The organism is Achromobacter sp. Root83, from assembly GCF_001428845.1.
In the GTDB taxonomy this organism is placed as follows: domain Bacteria; phylum Pseudomonadota; class Gammaproteobacteria; order Burkholderiales; family Burkholderiaceae_B; genus Achromobacter.
On record NZ_LMIU01000001.1, the window covers coordinates 428,734 to 446,422 of the forward strand.

7 protein-coding genes are annotated in these 17,689 nt (G+C 66.3%); all 7 read left to right on the forward strand.

Annotated features, from left to right (window positions below; genetic code table 11):
- The first annotated feature begins 96 nt into the window (after nucleotides 1-96).
- Complete coding sequence (locus ASE30_RS01940; protein ID WP_156407507.1) at nucleotides 97-5,325, forward strand: alpha-2-macroglobulin; 5,229 nt, start codon at nucleotides 97-99, stop codon at nucleotides 5,323-5,325.
- Nucleotides 5,322-7,541, forward strand: coding sequence for a penicillin-binding protein 1C (pbpC, locus tag ASE30_RS01945; protein WP_156407508.1), 2,220 nt, complete (start codon nucleotides 5,322-5,324; stop codon nucleotides 7,539-7,541). Before ASE30_RS01940 ends, pbpC begins: the two co-directional genes overlap by 4 nt.
- Nucleotides 7,542-7,596: 55 nt before the next feature.
- The gene (gene clpA, locus ASE30_RS01950) at nucleotides 7,597-9,909 is read left to right on the forward strand and encodes an ATP-dependent Clp protease ATP-binding subunit ClpA (RefSeq protein ID WP_057283224.1); all 2,313 of its coding nucleotides are present in this window, start codon (nucleotides 7,597-7,599) and stop codon (nucleotides 9,907-9,909) included.
- Nucleotides 9,909-11,225, forward strand: a complete 1,317-nt coding sequence (locus ASE30_RS01955) for a PqiA/YebS family transporter subunit (protein ID WP_057282569.1) — start codon at nucleotides 9,909-9,911, stop codon at nucleotides 11,223-11,225. The genes clpA and ASE30_RS01955 overlap by 1 nt, the downstream gene beginning before the upstream one ends.
- A 38-nt stretch (nucleotides 11,226-11,263) precedes the next feature.
- Complete coding sequence (locus ASE30_RS01960) at nucleotides 11,264-12,928, forward strand: intermembrane transport protein PqiB (RefSeq protein ID WP_057282570.1); 1,665 nt, start codon at nucleotides 11,264-11,266, stop codon at nucleotides 12,926-12,928.
- A gap of 6 nt (nucleotides 12,929-12,934) precedes the next feature.
- Nucleotides 12,935-13,648, forward strand: coding sequence for a membrane integrity-associated transporter subunit PqiC (locus tag ASE30_RS01965; RefSeq protein ID WP_082601418.1), 714 nt, complete (start codon nucleotides 12,935-12,937; stop codon nucleotides 13,646-13,648).
- 155 nt (nucleotides 13,649-13,803) lie between these two features.
- The gene (putA, locus tag ASE30_RS01970) at nucleotides 13,804-17,625 is read left to right on the forward strand and encodes a trifunctional transcriptional regulator/proline dehydrogenase/L-glutamate gamma-semialdehyde dehydrogenase (RefSeq protein ID WP_057282571.1); all 3,822 of its coding nucleotides are present in this window, start codon (nucleotides 13,804-13,806) and stop codon (nucleotides 17,623-17,625) included.
- Nucleotides 17,626-17,689 lie beyond the last annotated feature (64 nt).

Genomic DNA, 17,689 nt, shown 5'->3' on the forward strand with positions numbered 1-17,689 from the left:
AGGTTCTAGCCGCGTACCGAGAAGCGCGCGGCGCGGGTCGGGTCGGCAGCTCCGCCGCTAAGGAGCGTTGCATTCGAGTAGGCGGGGAGGTTGGCCGTGAGTGGAAAGATCAGCAAGACCTGGCTGGCGGTTGCCAGTGTCGCAGTGTTGGCGGGCGCCATCGGCGTGGGCTGGTGGATGGGCAAGGACCGGCAGCCGGCGAACCTCGTTCCCGCTCCCGCCACGCAGACGGCGCCTGGCGCGGCCGCTCCAGCGGCCAGCAACACCCCGCCGGCGCTGCCCGCCAGCGCGGTCGTCGGTGCGGCCGATCCCTTTGCCGCGCTGACCTGCCAGCCCCGTCAATTCAATGACGCGCTGGCGCTGTCCGTCACGTTCACCCAGCCGGTGGACGCCAAGAGCAACCTCGACAGCTTCCTGCAGGTGACCGACATCGGCGCCACGTCGGGCAAGGCCGACGACGACAACGAATCCGCCGCGTCGTCGGGCGACCAGCCCGCCTCGGTGAAGCCTGGCGATTCCGCGCCCCAGGGCAAGATACTGAAAGGTAGCTGGGTCGTGGGCGAAAACCCGCGCATGGTGTATTTCCCCTACGTTTCGCCGCAGCGCAAGTACGCCATCACGGTGCGCGCGGGCCTGCCCGGCGCGGGCGACAAGGTCAAGCTGGCCGAGGGCTCGCATTGCGAGGTGACCACGCAGGCCATGCCGCCTTCGTTCTATTTCGCCAGCCGTGGCGTGGTGCTGCCGGCGGGTCAGAACGGCGGCCTGCCCGTGGCGACCGTGAACGTGCCCGAGGTGGACGTGCAGTTCCTGCGCGTGTCTCCCGAGCGCGTGCCCGAGCTGTTCGAAACCGTCCTGGGCATCGGGCGCAACACCAGCGCCGCCTCCGACGACGAAGATGACGGCGGCTACGACGAAGACGACGGCTGGCGCTATTCCGGCAACCGCAGTTTGAAGGGGTCGGTCAGCAACTGGGACCTGGATCGCCTCAATTCCCTGACGACCAGCGTCTATCAAGGTCGCTTCGTCACCGACGACAAGCCCAATCGCCGCCACGTCACGTTCCTGCCGGTCGAAGGCGTCAAGGAACTGCAGGAGCCCGGCATCTATGTCGCGGTCATGAGCCAGCCCGGCCGTTTCCGCTACGAGTATCAAGTCACGTATTTCTATGTCAGCGACATCGGGTTGCATGCGCGCCGCTATAGCGACCGCATCGAAGCGTACTCGGTCTCCCTGAAGAGCGGCCAAGCGATTTCGGGCGCCGTGTTCGAACTGGTCGATGGCGCCGGCAAATCCCTGGCCAAGGCGGCCGCGGATGCGCAGGGCCACGTCCGCTTTGACGGCAGCTTTGCCAATGCGCGCGTCATCCGCGCGTCGCGCGACAAGGAAATGACGGTGCTGGCGCTGGCCGAGCCCGCCCTGGACCTGTCCGAGTTCGACACGGGCGGCCATGCGTCGCGCCCCAATAATCTCTTTGTCTACGCCGGCCGCAACCTGTACCGCCCGGGCGAGACCTTCAATGTGTCGGTGCTGCCGCGCGATCTGGACGGACGCGTGCTGACGCCGTCGCCCCTGACGGCCACCCTGAAGCGTCCCGACGGCCGCACCGTGCAGACCGCGCTCTGGCAACCCAAGAAGGACCTGCCGGGCTATGTGGAACGCACGATCGACCTGCCGCTGGATGCGCAGACCGGTTCGTGGCTGCTGGAGCTTCGTGTGGACCCGGCTTCGCGTGCGCCGGACGCATCCTGGAAATTCCAGGTAGAGGAATTCCTGCCTGAGCGCATGAAGATGGCCTTGACGTCCGAGCAAGAGGTGCTGTCCCCGGACGACGAGCTGACGGTGGACGTGCAGGGCGACTATCTCTATGGCGCACCCGCGGCGGGCAACCGGCTGTTGTCCACGTTCCAGGTCAAGCGCGACCGTTACGCGCTGGCCCAGCAGTGGCCCGGCTTCATCTTCGGCGATGTGGCCGACGACACGCGCCGCACCTTTGGCGAATTGCCTGAAGCGGCACTGGACGACAAGGGTTACGCGCAGCTCGACATCAATCCGAACACGGCGGGCGCGCACTCGCCCATGAAGGTCAGGGTATCCGCCAGCCTGCTGGAATCCGGCGGCCGCCCGGTGGTGCGTTCGATCGAGCGCAGCGTCTGGCCCGCTTCCAAGCTGATCGCCGTCCGGCCGCAATTCGATAGCGACGTGGCCCGCGAAGGCGCGCCCGCCGGTTTCGAAGTGATCCGCGCCAACGCGAACGGTACGATCGAACCGCTGGCCCAGGCCCAGATGCGCCTGTTCCGCGAAGAGCGCCAGTATTACTGGCGCTTTGACGACCAGCGCGGCTGGAACAGCGGCTACACCGAAACCGAGGAACTGGTGGATTCGCGCGCGATCGCGCTGAACGACCGGGCGCAGTTGACCGTTCCGGTCAAGTGGGGCCGCTACCGCCTGGAAATCACGGATCCGGAAACCGGCGAAACGATGCGCTACCGCTTCTATGCGGGCTGGAACGCGCAGGACGCCGATGCCATGGGCAACCGTCCCGACCGCGTGCAGATGAAGCTGGAAGGCGTGCCCGCCAAGCCGGGCGACACCGTCAAGTTGACGCTGACGCCGCCGCACGACGGGCAGGCGCTGATCACGGTCGAAGGCGATCGCATGCTGTGGTCCACCTGGGTTGCCGTGAAGGCCACCGGCACGCAGGTCGAGATCCCCGTCGACAAAAGCTGGAAGCGCCACGACCTGTACGTTGCCGCGGCGGTCTTCCGTCCCGGCAGCGAGGGCGACCGCGTTACCCCGGCGCGCGCGCTGGGCCTGGCCTTCCTGCCGATTGCCAGCGCCGACCGCAAGCTGGACGTCAAGCTGACGGCCGCGCCCAAGGCCGTGCCCGAGACCAAGACGACCGTGCGCGTGAAAGTGGATGGCGCTCAGGGCAAGCAGGCCACGGTGACCCTCTCCGCCGTGGACGTGGGCATCCTGAACATCAACCAGTACGCCACCCCTGATCCGCTGGACTACTTCTTCGGCAAGCACCGCTACGCGCCCGAATTGCTGGACATGTACGGCAAGCTGATCGAAAAGATGGATGGCACCAAGGGCAAGCTGAAGTGGGGCGGCGACGCCGCGATGCGCGGCGACAGCAAGAGCCTGCCGAAAAAGGTCAAGCTGGTGGACCTGTTCTCCGGCCCGGTGACGCTCAATGCGCAGGGCGAGGCGGACATTCCGCTGGACCTGCCCGACTTCAACGGCACGCTGCGCCTGATGGCAGTGGCCTTCACGCCCGACAACTACGGCAGCACCGACACCGAAATGGTGGTGGCGGCGCCGATCGTGGCCGAACTGAACACCCCGCGCTTCATCACGCCGGGAGACCAGGCCGCGATCGCGCTGGACGTGACCAACCTGAGCGGCGCCGAGCAAAAGGTGTCGATCAAGCTGGAAGCGCTGGATCCGCTGGCCATCGTCGATGGCGTGCGCACCATCACGCTGAAGGACAAGCAGCGGACGACGCTGCGCTTTAACGCGACGACCACGGGCTCGTACGGCCTGGGCCTGATGCGCCTGACCGTGGACGGGCAGGGCGGCGGCAAGCCGGTGCATATCGTGCGCGAATCGGTGCTGCAGGTGCAGCCCGCGTATGCGGCCGAACGCCAGGTGCGCCGGCTGCGTTTGAATCCGGGCGAGACGCAGGCGCCGCAGGCTTCGTGGGTGGCGCCCTACTATCCGGATTCCACGACCGTCAGCCTGACCGTGTCGAACCGTCCGCCGTTCAACGTCAACCGCCTGGTCGAAGGACTGCTCAACTATCCCTATGGATGCACCGAGCAGACGATCAGCGCGACCATGCCGTGGGTGATGCTGGACGAGGATTCCGCCAAGCAGTTCGGTCTCAAGCCCCGCACGCAGGCGGAACGCGCCGCCAAGGTGGCGGGCGCCATGGGCCGCCTGTCCGGCATGCGCAATGCCGTGGGTTCCTACAACCTGTGGAGCGGTTCTTCGTCCCGCGACGTGTGGTTGACGGCCTATGCCGTGGGCTTCATGCAGGATGCGCGCGACAAGGGCTTCGATGTGCCCGAGGCGTCGCTGGACCGTTCGCGGGTGTGGCTGCTGGAACAGGTGCAGCAGAGCACGGGCGGGTTCGGCACGTGGTCGGCCAACCTGCGCCGCAACCTCGAAGCGGGCCGTCTCGACAGCAGCGACGCCAATGTCCTGCGCGAAGACCATCGCCGCTTCGCCGGCCTGGCCACCGCCGCGCTGGCGCTGGCGCGCGACAAGAAGGCGCCGCTGTCAACCGTGCGCCAGCTCTTCGACAACTATCAAGAGCGCGCGCGTTCGCCGCTGCCGCTGGTGCAGTTGGCGGCCGCGTTCAAGCTGATGGGCGACGAGGGGCGCATGAAGCAGGCGCTCGACCTCGCCATGGCGCGCGCCTATGGCATCAACATCAACAACCGGTACAGCACCTACTACGACGAATGGATGGGCGACTACGGCAGCAGCGTGCGCGACTATGCGCTGGCGTATGCGCTGGTCAGCCAGTACGAGCTTCGCCATGAGCGCAGCGAGACCCTGCTGACGCAACTGGCGGGCCGCCTCGGCAACCGTTCCTATCTGTCCACACAGGAACAGATGGCGCTGTTGCTCGCCGCGCGGGCAGTCGGCGGCGACAAGGGCACGCCCTGGGAAGCCACGCTCACGGTCAACGGCGCGCGCAAGCCGCTTGCCGGCGGCAAGAGCGACCAGACGGTCTCGCTGACGGCGGCCGAACTCGCTGGCACGCAGTTGCAGAACACCGGCAGCCAGTCGCTGTTCGTCGAGTACGACATCCAGGGCAGCCCGACCGCGACGCCCGCGCCGCGCAACGACGTCATCCAGCTCAAGCGCGGCTGGTACCGTCCGGACGGCCGCCCCTGGGATGGCGGCACGCTGCAGACCGGCGATATGCTGGTGGTGTGGGTGCAGGCCAGCGCCAACCAGAACATCCCTGATGGGTTGCTGGTGGATCGCGTGCCGGCCGGGTTCGAGGTCGAGAACCTGAACCTGTCCCAAAGTCCGGAGATGCGGGAATGGACGATCGGAGGACGCCGCGTGGCCGACGCCATGGCGGATTCCAACATCAAGCATCGCGAGTTCCGCGACGACCGCTATGTGGCCGCGGTGTCGCTGGGCCGGGGCAAGGTGGACGTGTTCTATCTGGTGCGTGTCGTGACGCCGGGCCGTTATGCGGTGCCGTCGACGGTGGCCGAGGATATGTATCGTCCCGAGATCCGCGGCGTAGGTGAGCAATGGAGCACGGTCGAAATCCGCGATCGCGGCGCCAAGCGTCCTTGAAACCCGCCGCCACCCCCGTGGCGGGCGCCTCGCGCGCCCGCCGCTGGCGGCGGCGCGGAATCCTGGCGGCCAGCGCTTTTTCGGCGCTGGCCGTCTTGTTATTCGTGCTGGACCGCCTTTATCCGCTGCCCCTTATCGATTCGGGCGGGGCGGCGGTCGTCGTGGCCGCCGACGGTACGCCGTTGCGCAATTACCCCAGCCGTGACGGCATCTGGCGCTATCCGGTCAAGCCCGGGCAGGTTTCCGAGCGCTACCTGGAAACGCTGCTGACCTACGAAGACCGCTGGTTCTACTGGCACCCTGGGGTCAACCCGGTGGCGCTTGCCCGCGCGGGCTGGCAATGGGCCACCAATCGCCGCATCGTGTCGGGCGGATCGACGCTGACCATGCAGGTCGCGAGGCTGATCGATCCGCAACTGGCTGGCAAGCCCTCGCGTTCGATGTCGGCCAAGTTGCGTCAGGCCTGGCGCGCCGTGCAGCTCGAAATGCACTACAGCAAGGATGAAATCCTGTCGCTGTACCTGACCCATGCGCCGATGGGCGGCATCGTGGAAGGCGTGGAAATGGGTTCGCGGCTGTGGCTGGGCAAGCCGGCCCGCGACCTGGGCCCCGCCGAGGCCGCCATGCTGACCGCGTTGCCGCAGGCGCCTTCGCGCCTGCGCCCGGACCGCCACCCCGAGGCGGCGCAGGCGGCACGCGACAAGGTGCTGGACCGCATGGCCGAACTGGGCCGCTGGACGCCGGCCGAGGTGGCCGATGCAAAGATCGAAACGGTGATCGCCCCGCCGCTGCGGGCGCGCTGGCTGGCGCCGCTGGCCGCGCAGCGGCTGTTGCAGGAGGCGGGCGGCCGGTCGGCCGCGCGCCGGCCGGGCGAACGTCCTCCGCTGGTGACGTCGACGCTGGATGCGGACATGCAGGCGTCAGTGGAACGGATGTTGCTGGACCGGGTCGATAACCTGCCGCCCAAGGTTTCGATGGCCGTGCTGGTGATGGACAACGACACGCTCGAGATCAAAGCCTACGCGGGGTCTGCGGATTTTTCGGACGAAAGCCGATACTCCCACGTCGACATGGTGCGCGGCGTGCGCTCGCCAGGCTCCACGCTCAAGCCGTTTCTTTATGCCCAGGCGCTGGATGAAGGCCTGATCCATTCCGAAAGCCTGCTGATCGACGCGCCCATGTCTTTCGGAGGCTATGCGCCCGGTAATTTCCAGGCGGCCTTCGCGGGCCCGATCAGCGTGTCGCAGGCCTTGCAGCGGTCTCTGAACGTGCCGGCCGTGGACTTGCTGGACCGCGTCGGACCCGTCAGTTTTGCCTCAGTTATGCTGGCGGGAGGCGTGAAATTACGCTTGCCCGCCGGTGCGCAACCAAATTTGAGCTTGATTTTGGGCGGGGGTGGCACCACATTGGAAGAACTGGTCGGCGCTTACCGGGCTTTGGCCCGCGGTGGCGTGGCGGGGCGGCCCCGGCTCAGGGCGGAGCAGCCCAGGGTCGAGTCCCGTATGATGAGTCCTGGCGCGGCCTGGATCGTTCGCGATATCCTGGAAGGCGGCGGGCACCCGGACCGGCCGTTCTACCAGTCGGGCAGCCCGGCCCGGCAACTGGCCTGGAAAACCGGAACCAGTTTCGGATTCCGGGATGCATGGGCGGTCGGAGTGACCGACAGATGGACGATCGGCGTTTGGGTAGGACGTCCGGACGGCACGCCGAACCCCGGCTTCTTTGGGGCGAATGTGGCGGCGCCGCTACTGCAGGACATCGTGGCGGCCTTGCCGGAAGGCGCCCAGCAGGCCAGGGTCAGGCCCGAAACGGTGCATGCGGCCGTGACGTGCTGGCCCTTGGGCTACAGGCTGGGCAGCGTGCCATCGGGCGCATGTCCCGAACAGCGCGCGGCTTGGACGCTTAATGAAACGGCGCCGCCGTCGTTTGCCGGCTATGCCGACGCCACCAAGGCGCCGTTGCGGCTGGGCGGCGTGGCCAATGGTTCGGTGCTTCGGCCCGTGCCCGGCAAGCAGCAGGTGGCGCTGGAAGTGGATGTGCAAGGCGCCGAGGGCGAAGTATGGTGGATGCTCGATGGCCGTGTTTCAAGTCACGGCGCGGCGGGTCATCCGTTTAATTTGGTGCTGGCGCAAGACGGCCGGTATACGCTTACCGTCATGGATACACATGGCCGCCACGACAGCGTGGTTTTTGAAATCGCTGGCGTTACGCCATGATCGGCATAGAATATGAATCGTGTATTTGACCGCTTCGATGCGTTACGGAGGAAGCGTGATTTCCCAAGAGCTTGAAGTCAGCCTGCATATGGCTTTTGTCGAGGCCCGTTCGGCCCGGCATGAATTTATAACCGTCGAGCATCTGCTGTTGTCGTTGCTGGACAACGCGTCTGCCGTCGAGGTTCTGCGCGCTTGCGCCGCCAATCTAGACGACTTGCGCCGCAACCTGCGCCAGTTCGTTTCGGAAAACACGCCGGTGATCCCGAGCGGCGCCGAAGTCGACACGCAACCGACGCTGGGTTTTCAGCGCGTGATCCAGCGCGCGATCATGCATGTGTCCGCTGGAGGCACCGGCAAGAAGCCGGTCACCGGCGCGAACGTGCTGGTGGCCATATTCGGCGAAAAGGACTCGCATGCCGTGTACTACCTGCAGCAGCAGGGCGTGACACGGCTCGATGTCGTCAACTTCCTGTCGCATGGCATTACCAAACAGCCGCAGGTGGAGTCCGCCGCCGTGCAGAAAGAGCAACAGCCCAATGGTGAAGAGCAGGGCGAATCGCGCCAGTCGCCGCTGGACCAATACGCCACCGACCTGAACGCCGCCGCGCTTGCGGGCCGCATCGATCCCCTGATCGGTCGCGAGCACGAAGTCGAACGCGTCATCCAGGTGCTGTGCCGCCGCCGCAAGAACAATCCGCTGCTGGTCGGCGAGGCCGGCGTGGGCAAGACCGCCATCGCCGAAGGCCTGGCCTGGCGCATCACGCGCGGCGAAGTGCCGGAAATCCTGCAGGCTGCCCAGGTCTTTTCGCTGGACATGGGCGCTTTGCTGGCGGGCACCAAATACCGCGGCGATTTCGAACAGCGTCTGAAGGGTGTGCTCAAGCAGATCCGCGGCAATCCCGACGCCATTCTGTTCATCGACGAAATCCATACGCTGATCGGCGCCGGTTCGGCTTCGGGCGGCACGCTGGACGCGTCCAATCTGCTCAAGCCGGCCCTGTCGTCCGGCCAGCTCAAGTGCATCGGCGCCACCACGTACACCGAATACCGCGGTGTCTTCGAAAAGGACCATGCGCTGTCGCGCCGGTTCCAGAAGATCGACGTGCCCGAGCCCAGCATCGAACAGACCGTGCAGATTCTGCGCGGCCTGAAGAGTCGCTTCGAAGAGCACCACAGCGTGCGCTATTCGGCTGCCGCGCTGTCGGCCGCAGCGGAGCTGTCCGCCCGCTTCATCAACGACCGCCACCTGCCCGACAAGGCCATCGACGTGATCGACGAGGCCGGCGCCGCCCAGCGCCTGCTGCCGCGTTCGCGCCAGAAAAAGGTGATCGGCAAGGTGGACATCGAAAATATCGTATCCAAGATCGCGCGCATCCCGCCGCAGTCCGTCTCCAACGACGACCGCAGCAAGCTCGCCACCCTTGATCGCGACCTGAAGACCGTGGTCTTTGGCCAGGACGGCGCCATCGATGCGCTGTCCGCGGCCATCAAGATGGCGCGGTCGGGCCTGGGCAAGCCGGAAAAGCCGATCGGCGCTTTCCTGCTTTCCGGTCCCACGGGCGTGGGCAAGACCGAAGTGGCCCGCCAGCTGGCATTCACGCTGGGCGTGGAGCTGCTGCGCTTCGATATGTCGGAGTACATGGAACGCCACGCGGTGTCGCGCCTGATCGGCGCGCCTCCGGGCTACGTGGGGTTCGACCAGGGCGGGCTCCTTACCGAAGCCATCACCAAGCAGCCGCACTGCGTGTTGTTGCTCGATGAAATCGAAAAGGCGCACCCGGATGTCTTCAACATCCTGCTGCAGGTCATGGACCACGGCACACTGACCGACAACAATGGCCGCAAGGCTGACTTCCGCAACGTCATCCTCATCATGACGACGAACGCGGGGGCCGAGACCTTGAACCGTCCGTCGATCGGTTTCTCGAACTCGCGGATGGTGGGCGACGAAATGGCGGAAATCCGCCGCATGTTCACGCCCGAATTCCGCAACCGCCTGGACGCGATCATTCCCTTCGCCTCGCTGGACCGCGAGGTCATCCTGCGCGTGGTGGACAAGTTCCTCATGCAGCTCGAAGACCAGTTGCACGAACGCCGCGTGGAAGCCGTATTCACCACGCGCCTGCGTGAACATCTTGCCAAGGAGGGGTTCGACCCGCTGATGGGCGCGCGTCCCATGCAACGCCTCATCCAGGACACCATCCGACGCGCGTTGGCCGACGAGCTGCTGTTTGGCAAGCTGGTCGACGGCGGGTCGGTCACGGTCGACCTGGACGATACGGGCAAGGTTACGCTGGACTTCGACGACAGCGGCAAGCCGCCTTCATCGGACGCGCCAGACAAGCAGGAAGTCGAACTAGTCGATTGATGACCGCGGACCGCCAGCCGCTGATCGAGTGCGAACACTGCGCAAGCATCTATCGCCGACATCAGCTCGAACCTGGCGAGACCGCCAATTGCGCCCGCTGCGGTGCCATACTCTGGCGCTACAGCGGGCTTACTTTGTCCAATTGGCTGGCGCTTGCCATTACCGCTCTGATCGTTTTCGGGGTGGCCAACGCCTATCCGGTCGCTTCCATGTCGGTGCAGGGCATGGTCCAGCAGGCGTCCTTGCTGGACTCCATCTTCATCACCTGGCGCCAAGGGCACTGGGTGGTCGCCGTGATGACCGGCCTGGCCGGTTTCGTGTTGCCGCTGTTGCAGCTCACGGTGCTGCTATGGGTGCTTGGCCCCTTGGCACAGGGGCGCGAGCCGGCCGCCTTCCGTGGCGCCATGCGATTGCTGGGCGCGCTGCGGCCCTGGTGCATGGTCCCGGTGTTCCTGCTGGGGGTCCTGGTCGCGGTGGTCAAGCTGGCCGGCATGGCGGCGGTGTCTCCGGGCATCGGCCTGGGCGCCTTCGGCATCCTGACCATCCTGCTGACCATCTTGGGCCGCCTGTCGCCGCACGTGCTCTGGCGCTACGCGGAGACGGTGGGGGCCGAGCCCGTGCATGTGCCCGAGAGCGGCCCGGACGTGGTGCTTACCGGCTGCCATGTTTGCGGCCAGGTGCAGGCCCTGTCGCGCGAGGCCGGCCCCGAAGACCATCATCACTGCGTGCGTTGCGACGCGCAGGTGCACTACCGCAAACCCGATCATCTGTCGCGCACCTGGGCGCTGCTGCTTGCCGCCGTGGTGTTCTACATTCCCGCCAATGTGCTGCCGGTGATGCAGGTCAACTCGCTGCTGGGCGACAGCGCCCACACGATCCTGGGTGGCGTGGTCGAGCTGTGGCAAATGGGTTCCTGGGATATTGCGCTGATCGTGTTCATCGCCAGCGTGGCGGTGCCGCTGACCAAGCTGCTGGCGCTGATCCTGCTGCTGCTGACCGAGCAATGGCGCAGCACGACCAATCTGCGGCCGCGCACCCGTCTGTATCAAATGGTAGAGTTCATCGGCCAATGGTCGATGCTGGACGTCTTTGTCGTTATATTGCTGGCGGCGCTGGCGGATTTTCAGGGCTTGATGGAAATCAGCGCGGGCGCGGGCGCCGCGGCGTTTGGCGTCGTCGTCATCCTGACCATGCTGGCGGCCATGAGCTTTGACCTGCGGCGTAGTTGGGACCTGGAAGGGCAGAGTGAAATCGAATTGGCGCCGGTGGAAGTCCGGCGCCCGCCGGCGCCCGCCGCCGGCAAGGAAATGGGCTAGGAAGGCCGTTTTTTCCCGCTCACAAAAAGGAAGAGTAGATGTCCGAGCAAGCACCCGGATCCGGTGAAGAGAAGTTCGCGTCGCCCGCGATCTCCCGCAAGCAGAAGCGCCGGATCTCCTGGATCTGGCTGGTGCCTGTGGTTGCGGCGCTGATGGGGCTGTCGCTGGTCGTACGGACCTGGATGCAGGCAGGTCCTGACATTTCGATTTCGTTCAACACCGCCGAAGGCCTGGAGGTGGGCAAGACCCAGCTCCGCTACAAGGACGTGAACATCGGCACGGTGAAATCCATAGGCTTCAATGCCGACCGCAGCAAGGTGGTCGTGCGGGCGGAGCTTGCCAAGGAAGTCTCGGATCTGGCGCGCGAGGGCACGAACTTCTGGGTGGTGCGGCCGCGGCTGGACGTGAGCGGCGTCTCGGGCCTGGGCACGTTGTTGTCGGGTGCTTATATCGGCGTGGACGCGGTGGAAGGCAAGGGCGAGACCGCGCGGGCCACCAAGCTGAATTTCGAAGGCCTGGAAATTCCCCCGGCCGTGACCCACGACCGTGCCGGCAAGCGCTTCATGCTGAAGGCCTCCGATCTGGGATCGCTGGACATCGGTTCGCCGGTGTACTTCCGGCGCATCAATGTCGGCCGCGTGATCGGCTATGCCCTGGACCAGAACGGCAGCGCCGTGAACGTCGAGGTTTTCGTGGATGCGCCCAACGACAAGTTCGTCACCAACGGCACGCGCTTCTGGAACGCCAGCGGCGTGGATTTCAGCGTCAACGCCGATGGCTTGAAGGTCCGCACGCAGTCGCTGGTGTCGATGGCGGTGGGCGGCGTGGCCTTCGCCCCCGTGCAAACGGCGCGGGACGGAGGATCGGCGGCTCCGGCCGACTCGAACTTCGACCTGTATCCCACCGAGGCCGCTGCCAAGGCCAATCCGGACGGCGAGGCCTTCCCGATCCGCATGCGCTTCGATCAGTCGATCCGCGGCCTGACGGTCGGCGCGCCCATTGACTTCAACGGCATCACGCTGGGCAACGTCACCGAGATCAACCTGGACTTCGATCCGGCCACCAAGCGCTTCTATTCGCTGGTGGACGCCACGCTGTATCCGGAGCGCCTGGGCCGCGTTTACGAAGAAGTGCGCGAACGCGCGGTCAAGGATGGCGATGTGGCGGGGCAGCGCTTGCTGGGCGTCATGATCAAGCATGGCCTGCGCGCGCAACTGCGCACCGCCAACCTGCTGACGGGTCAGCTTTACGTGGTGCTGGACGACTTCCCAAACGTCAAGCCGGTCGACTTCCAGCCCTCCAATCCCGCCATCATTCCCACCATTCCGGGCAATCTGGATCAGCTGCAGCAGCAGATCAGCAATATCGTCGCCAAGATCGAGAAGATCCCGTTCGACAAGATCGGCGACGACCTGCGCGCCACGCTGGCCAGCACGTCCAAGCTGATGAACCGCCTGGACAAGCAGGTGGCGCCGGAGGCGCAGAACATGCTCAGGCAGGCCAAGGAATCCATGGCGAACATCAATTCGCTGCTGGCCTCGGATGCGTCCCTGCCGGTCAACACGGAAAAGGCGATGCAGGAATTGAGCCGGGCGGCGCGTTCGCTGCGAGCGCTGGCCGACTTCCTGCAATCCAATCCCGAGGCCTTGTTGCGCGGCCGCGGCCCCGATCCCATTCCCGGCTCCGGTCCCGTCAGGAACTAGACATCCATGAATATCCGACCCCTACGCGGCGCAGAATCCTCCTCCCTGGGTGCGCCAGCCATCGGCCGGCAAGGCAGGCAGCCCAGGCTGCGTGCCGCGCTGGCTGTCCTGGCTTTGTCCGGCGGGCTGGCCGCCTGCGGTTCCTCGCCTCCCGTTCATTACTACACCCTGCAGGCGCCGGCGGCCCCCAGCGCGGGCCGCGCCGTGGCATCCGCTCCGTTCCTGATCGAGGTGCAGGCCGTCAGTATCTCGACTCAGGCCGACCAGCCCCAGCTCATGGTGCGTACCGGCGACGGCAGCGTCTCGGCGCTGTATTCCGAGCGCTGGAGCTCGCCGCTGGGTGACGAGCTGCGCGGCGCCCTGTCCGATGCCCTGAAGCGGGAACTGGGCGCGCTTGACGTGCAAGTGGTCAAACCCGGTCCTGGCGCGGCCGTCTGGCGCGTGCAGACGGACGTGCAGCGGTTCGAACTGGTGTCGGGCAGCATGGCGCAACTGGACGCGACCTGGCGGGTGCGCCCGGTCAACCTGAAGGGTTCCGGCCTGTTGTGCCGCAGTGTCGTGACTGAAACGGTCTCGGATGCCGAGGTGCCCAGCCTGATTGCGGCGCAGCAGCGCGCGGTGGTGAACCTGGCGGGCGCCATGGCCTCGGCGATACGCGGCCAGACGCCGGCGGGTTCGGCGTCGGTGCAGATGATGGGCTGCTCGCCACTGAAGGAATGAGGCGACGCGCGAAAAATCGCGTGATCTCAAGCGGTTAACCTAGGGTTAACCTTAATACAAACACGGTTGCAACCTGTCTAGCATACGGTCCTACCCATGCTGGGTTTCGTTCGGGCCCAGTATTACCTTTGCCATGCGACAGGAAGCAATCTCTTATGGCCAGCACGACCCTCGGCGTCAAAGTCGATGACGCACTACGCGACCGCCTGAAGGCGGCCGCGCACAAGCTCAATTGCACGCCGCACTGGCTGCACAAGCAGGCGATCCTCGCCTACCTGGACAAGATCGAGCGGGGCCATCTGCCCGCCGAAATGTCCCATCTGGGCTTCGATTCGGGCGGCGACGACGAGATAGGTGACGGCCAGTCCGCGCCCACGCCTCCGTTCTACGAATTCGGCCAGGACGTGCAGCCGCAATCGGTGCTGCGCGCGGCGATCACCGCGGCCTACCGGCGCCCCGAGCCCGAATGCGTTCCGCTGTTGCTGGGCCAGGCCCGCATGCCCAATCTGGAAAAAGTGCATGCGATGGCGTCCGGCCTGGTGAAGAAGCTGCGCGGCAAGCGCAGCGGCGGCGGCGTGGAAGGGCTGATCCAGGAATTCTCATTGTCCAGCCAGGAAGGCGTGGCCCTGATGTGCCTGGCCGAAGCGCTGCTGCGCATTCCCGACCGGGCCACGCGCGACGCGCTGATCCGCGACAAGGTCGCGCGCGGCGACTGGAAGTCGCACATGGGCGGCTCGCAATCCCTGTTCGTCAACGCGGCCACGTGGGGCCTGATGATTACCGGCAAGCTGGTGGCCGTGAGCAGCGAACAATCGCTGTCCAAGGCGTTGACCCGCCTGATCGGCAAGGGCGGCGAGCCCCTGGTGCGCAAGGGCGTGAACATGGCCATGCGCATGATGGGCGAGCAGTTCGTGTCCGGCCAGACCATCTCCGAGGCGCTGGCCAACAACCGCAAGATGGAAGCGCGCGGCTTCCGTTATTCCTACGACATGCTGGGCGAGGCCGCCACCACGGCGGATGACGCCGAACGCTATTACGCGTCGTACGAACAGGCTATCCACGCGATCGGCAAGGCCGCGGCCGGACGCGGCATCTATGAAGGGCCGGGCATCTCGATCAAGCTGTCGGCGCTGCATCCGCGCTATTCGCGCGGCCAGCGCGAACGCGTCATGGCCGAGTTGCTGCCGCGCGTGAAAGCGCTGACTGCGCTGGCCCGCAGCTACGACATCGGCCTGAATATCGACGCCGAAGAGGCCGACCGCCTGGAAATCTCGCTCGACCTGCTGGAGGCGCTTTGTTTCGCCCCCGAACTGGAAGGCTGGAACGGCATCGGCTTCGTCATCCAGGCCTACCAGAAGCGCGCGCCGTTCGTGATCGACTACGTGATCGACCTGGCCCGCCGCAGCCGTCACCGCGTGATGGTGCGCCTGGTGAAGGGCGCTTACTGGGACAGCGAGATCAAGCGCGCGCAGGTCGATGGCCTGGAAGGCTATCCGGTCTATACCCGCAAGCTGTACACCGACGTGGCCTACCTGGCCTGCGCCCGCAAGCTGCTGGGCGCCCCGGAAGCCGTGTACCCGCAGTTCGCCACGCACAACGCCTACACGCTGGCGGCGATCTATCAGCTCGCCGGCCAGAACTACTACCCGGGCCAGTACGAGTTCCAGTGCCTGCACGGCATGGGCGAACCGCTGTACGACGAAGTGGTCGGTCCGCTGGCGCAGGGCAAGCTCAACCGTCCCTGCCGCATCTACGCGCCGGTCGGCACGCACGAAACGCTGCTGGCGTATCTGGTGCGCCGTCTGCTCGAAAACGGCGCCAACACCTCGTTCGTAAACCTGATCGGCGACGACAGCATTCCGGTCGAAACGCTGGTGGCGGACCCCGTTGACGCCGCCGCGCGCATCGTGCCCCTGGGTGCGCCGCACGAGAAGATCCCGCTGCCGCGTGAGCTGTATGGCGACCTGCAACAGGGCGCGCGCGCCAATTCGGCGGGCCTGGACCTCAGCAACGAACATCGCCTGGGTTCGCTGTCCGCCGCATTGCTGACCAGCGCGGCCACGCCGTGGCACGCCGCGCCCATGCTGGGCGAGGGCGGCGATGTCTGGGACGCTGCCCGCGCCATCGAAGTGCGCAACCCCGCCAACCTGCGCGACGTGGTGGGCCACGTCATCGAGGCGCAGGCCGACGAGGCCGATCTTGCGCTGCGAGCCGCCGCCAATGCGTCGCCGATCTGGCAGTCCACGCCGGTGGCGGAGCGGGCCCAGTGCCTGCGCCGCGCCGCGCAGTTGCTGGAAGAGCAGATGCAGACGCTGCTGGGCCTGATCGTGCGCGAGGCCGGCAAGTCGCTGCCCAACGCCATCGCCGAGGTCCGCGAGGCCGTGGACTTCCTGCGCTATTACGCCGACCAGGCCGAACGGGAATTCAGCAACGACACGCATCGCCCGCTGGGCACCGTGCTGTGCATCAGCCCCTGGAATTTCCCGCTGGCCATCTTCACCGGCCAGGTCGCGGCCGCGCTGGCCGCGGGCAATACCGTGCTGGCCAAGCCCGCCGAGCAGACGCCCCTGATCGCGGCCCAGGCTGTGTCCATCCTGCGGGCGGCGGGCGTGCCCGCCGGCGCCGTACAGTTGCTGCCGGGCCGTGGCGAAACCGTGGGTGCGCAGTTGGTTGCCAGCCCCGGCGTGCGCGGCGTGATGTTCACCGGATCCACCGACGTCGCGCGCATCATCGCGCGCACCCTGGCGGATCGCCTGGACGACGACGGCCACACCATCCCGCTGATCGCGGAGACGGGCGGTCAGAACGCCATGGTGGTGGATTCCTCCGCCTTGTCCGAGCAGGTCGTGTTCGACGTGCTCAGCTCCGCCTTCGATTCGGCCGGCCAGCGGTGCTCGGCGCTGCGCGTGCTGTGCGTGCAGGAAGACAACGCCGACCATGTGCTGACGATGTTGCGCGGGGCCATGCGCGAACTTGCCGTGGGCAATCCCGACCGCCTCTCGGTGGATGTGGGCCCGGTCATCGACACCGAAGCGCGCAACGGTATCCAGCGGCACATCGAGACGATGCGCACGGCAGGCCATCGCGTGGATCAGGTTGAACTCAACGGCGAATGCCGCCACGGCACTTTCGTGCCGCCGACCATCATCGAGATCGACCACATCGGCGAACTGACGCGCGAAGTCTTCGGTCCGGTGCTGCATGTGGTGCGCTACAAGCGCGATGAACTCGACGCCTTGCTCGACGCCATCAACGGCACGGGCTATGGACTGACCTTCGGCGTGCACACCCGCATCGACGAAACCATTGCCCACGTGACCGGCCAGGTTCACGCCGGCAACGTGTACGTCAACCGCAACATCGTGGGCGCCGTGGTGGGTGTGCAGCCCTTTGGCGGCGAATGCCTGTCCGGCACCGGTCCCAAGGCGGGCGGTCCGCTGTACATGTACCGCCTGCTGGGCACGCGTCCCGCGGGCCTGCCGCCGGCGCTGGATGCCGCGGCGCCGCTGCCGCAACGTATTGCGCTGCCCGGTCCGACCGGCGAAACCAATACCTATATGGTTGAACCGCGTGGCGCGGTGTATTGCGTGGCGGCCACGGACGCCGGCGCGCGCGCCCAATGGTCGGTGGCGCGGCTGACGGGCAACCATGCCTGGTTCGCCGATACGCCGGCGGCGCAGGCGCTGCTGTCCGGCCTGGACGCCGAACAGCAGGGCCAGGCGGGAATACTGGCCGACGCCGAGGTCGATGAGGCCGACTATCATGCCGTGCTGTTCGAAGGCGATGGTGATGCGCTGCAGGCGCTGAACCAGCGCATTGCGCAGCGTCCGGGGGCCATTCTGGCCGTTCACGGCCTGACGCCGGACGCGCTGGCAGCGGGGGCCGGCTACGTGCCGGAACGCCTCTTGACGGAGCGTTCCATCAGCGTGAATACCGCGGCGGCGGGCGGCAACGCCAGCCTGATGACCATCGGTTGACCGCAAGCACGGGGTAACCCTTGGGTATCCAAGGGTTATCTCCAATATCGGGCTAGGTTGCACT

Excerpts from the sequence above, each read along its gene's own strand:
- ASE30_RS01955 (WP_057282569.1), top strand. The coding sequence starts at position 9,909 with ATGACCGCGGACCGCCAGCCGCTGATCGAGTGCGAACACTGCGCAAGC.
- ASE30_RS01960 (WP_057282570.1), top strand. The coding sequence starts at position 11,264 with ATGTCCGAGCAAGCACCCGGATCCGGTGAAGAGAAGTTCGCGTCGCCC.
- ASE30_RS01965 (WP_082601418.1), top strand. The coding sequence starts at position 12,935 with ATGAATATCCGACCCCTACGCGGCGCAGAATCCTCCTCCCTGGGTGCG.
- putA (WP_057282571.1), top strand. The coding sequence starts at position 13,804 with ATGGCCAGCACGACCCTCGGCGTCAAAGTCGATGACGCACTACGCGAC.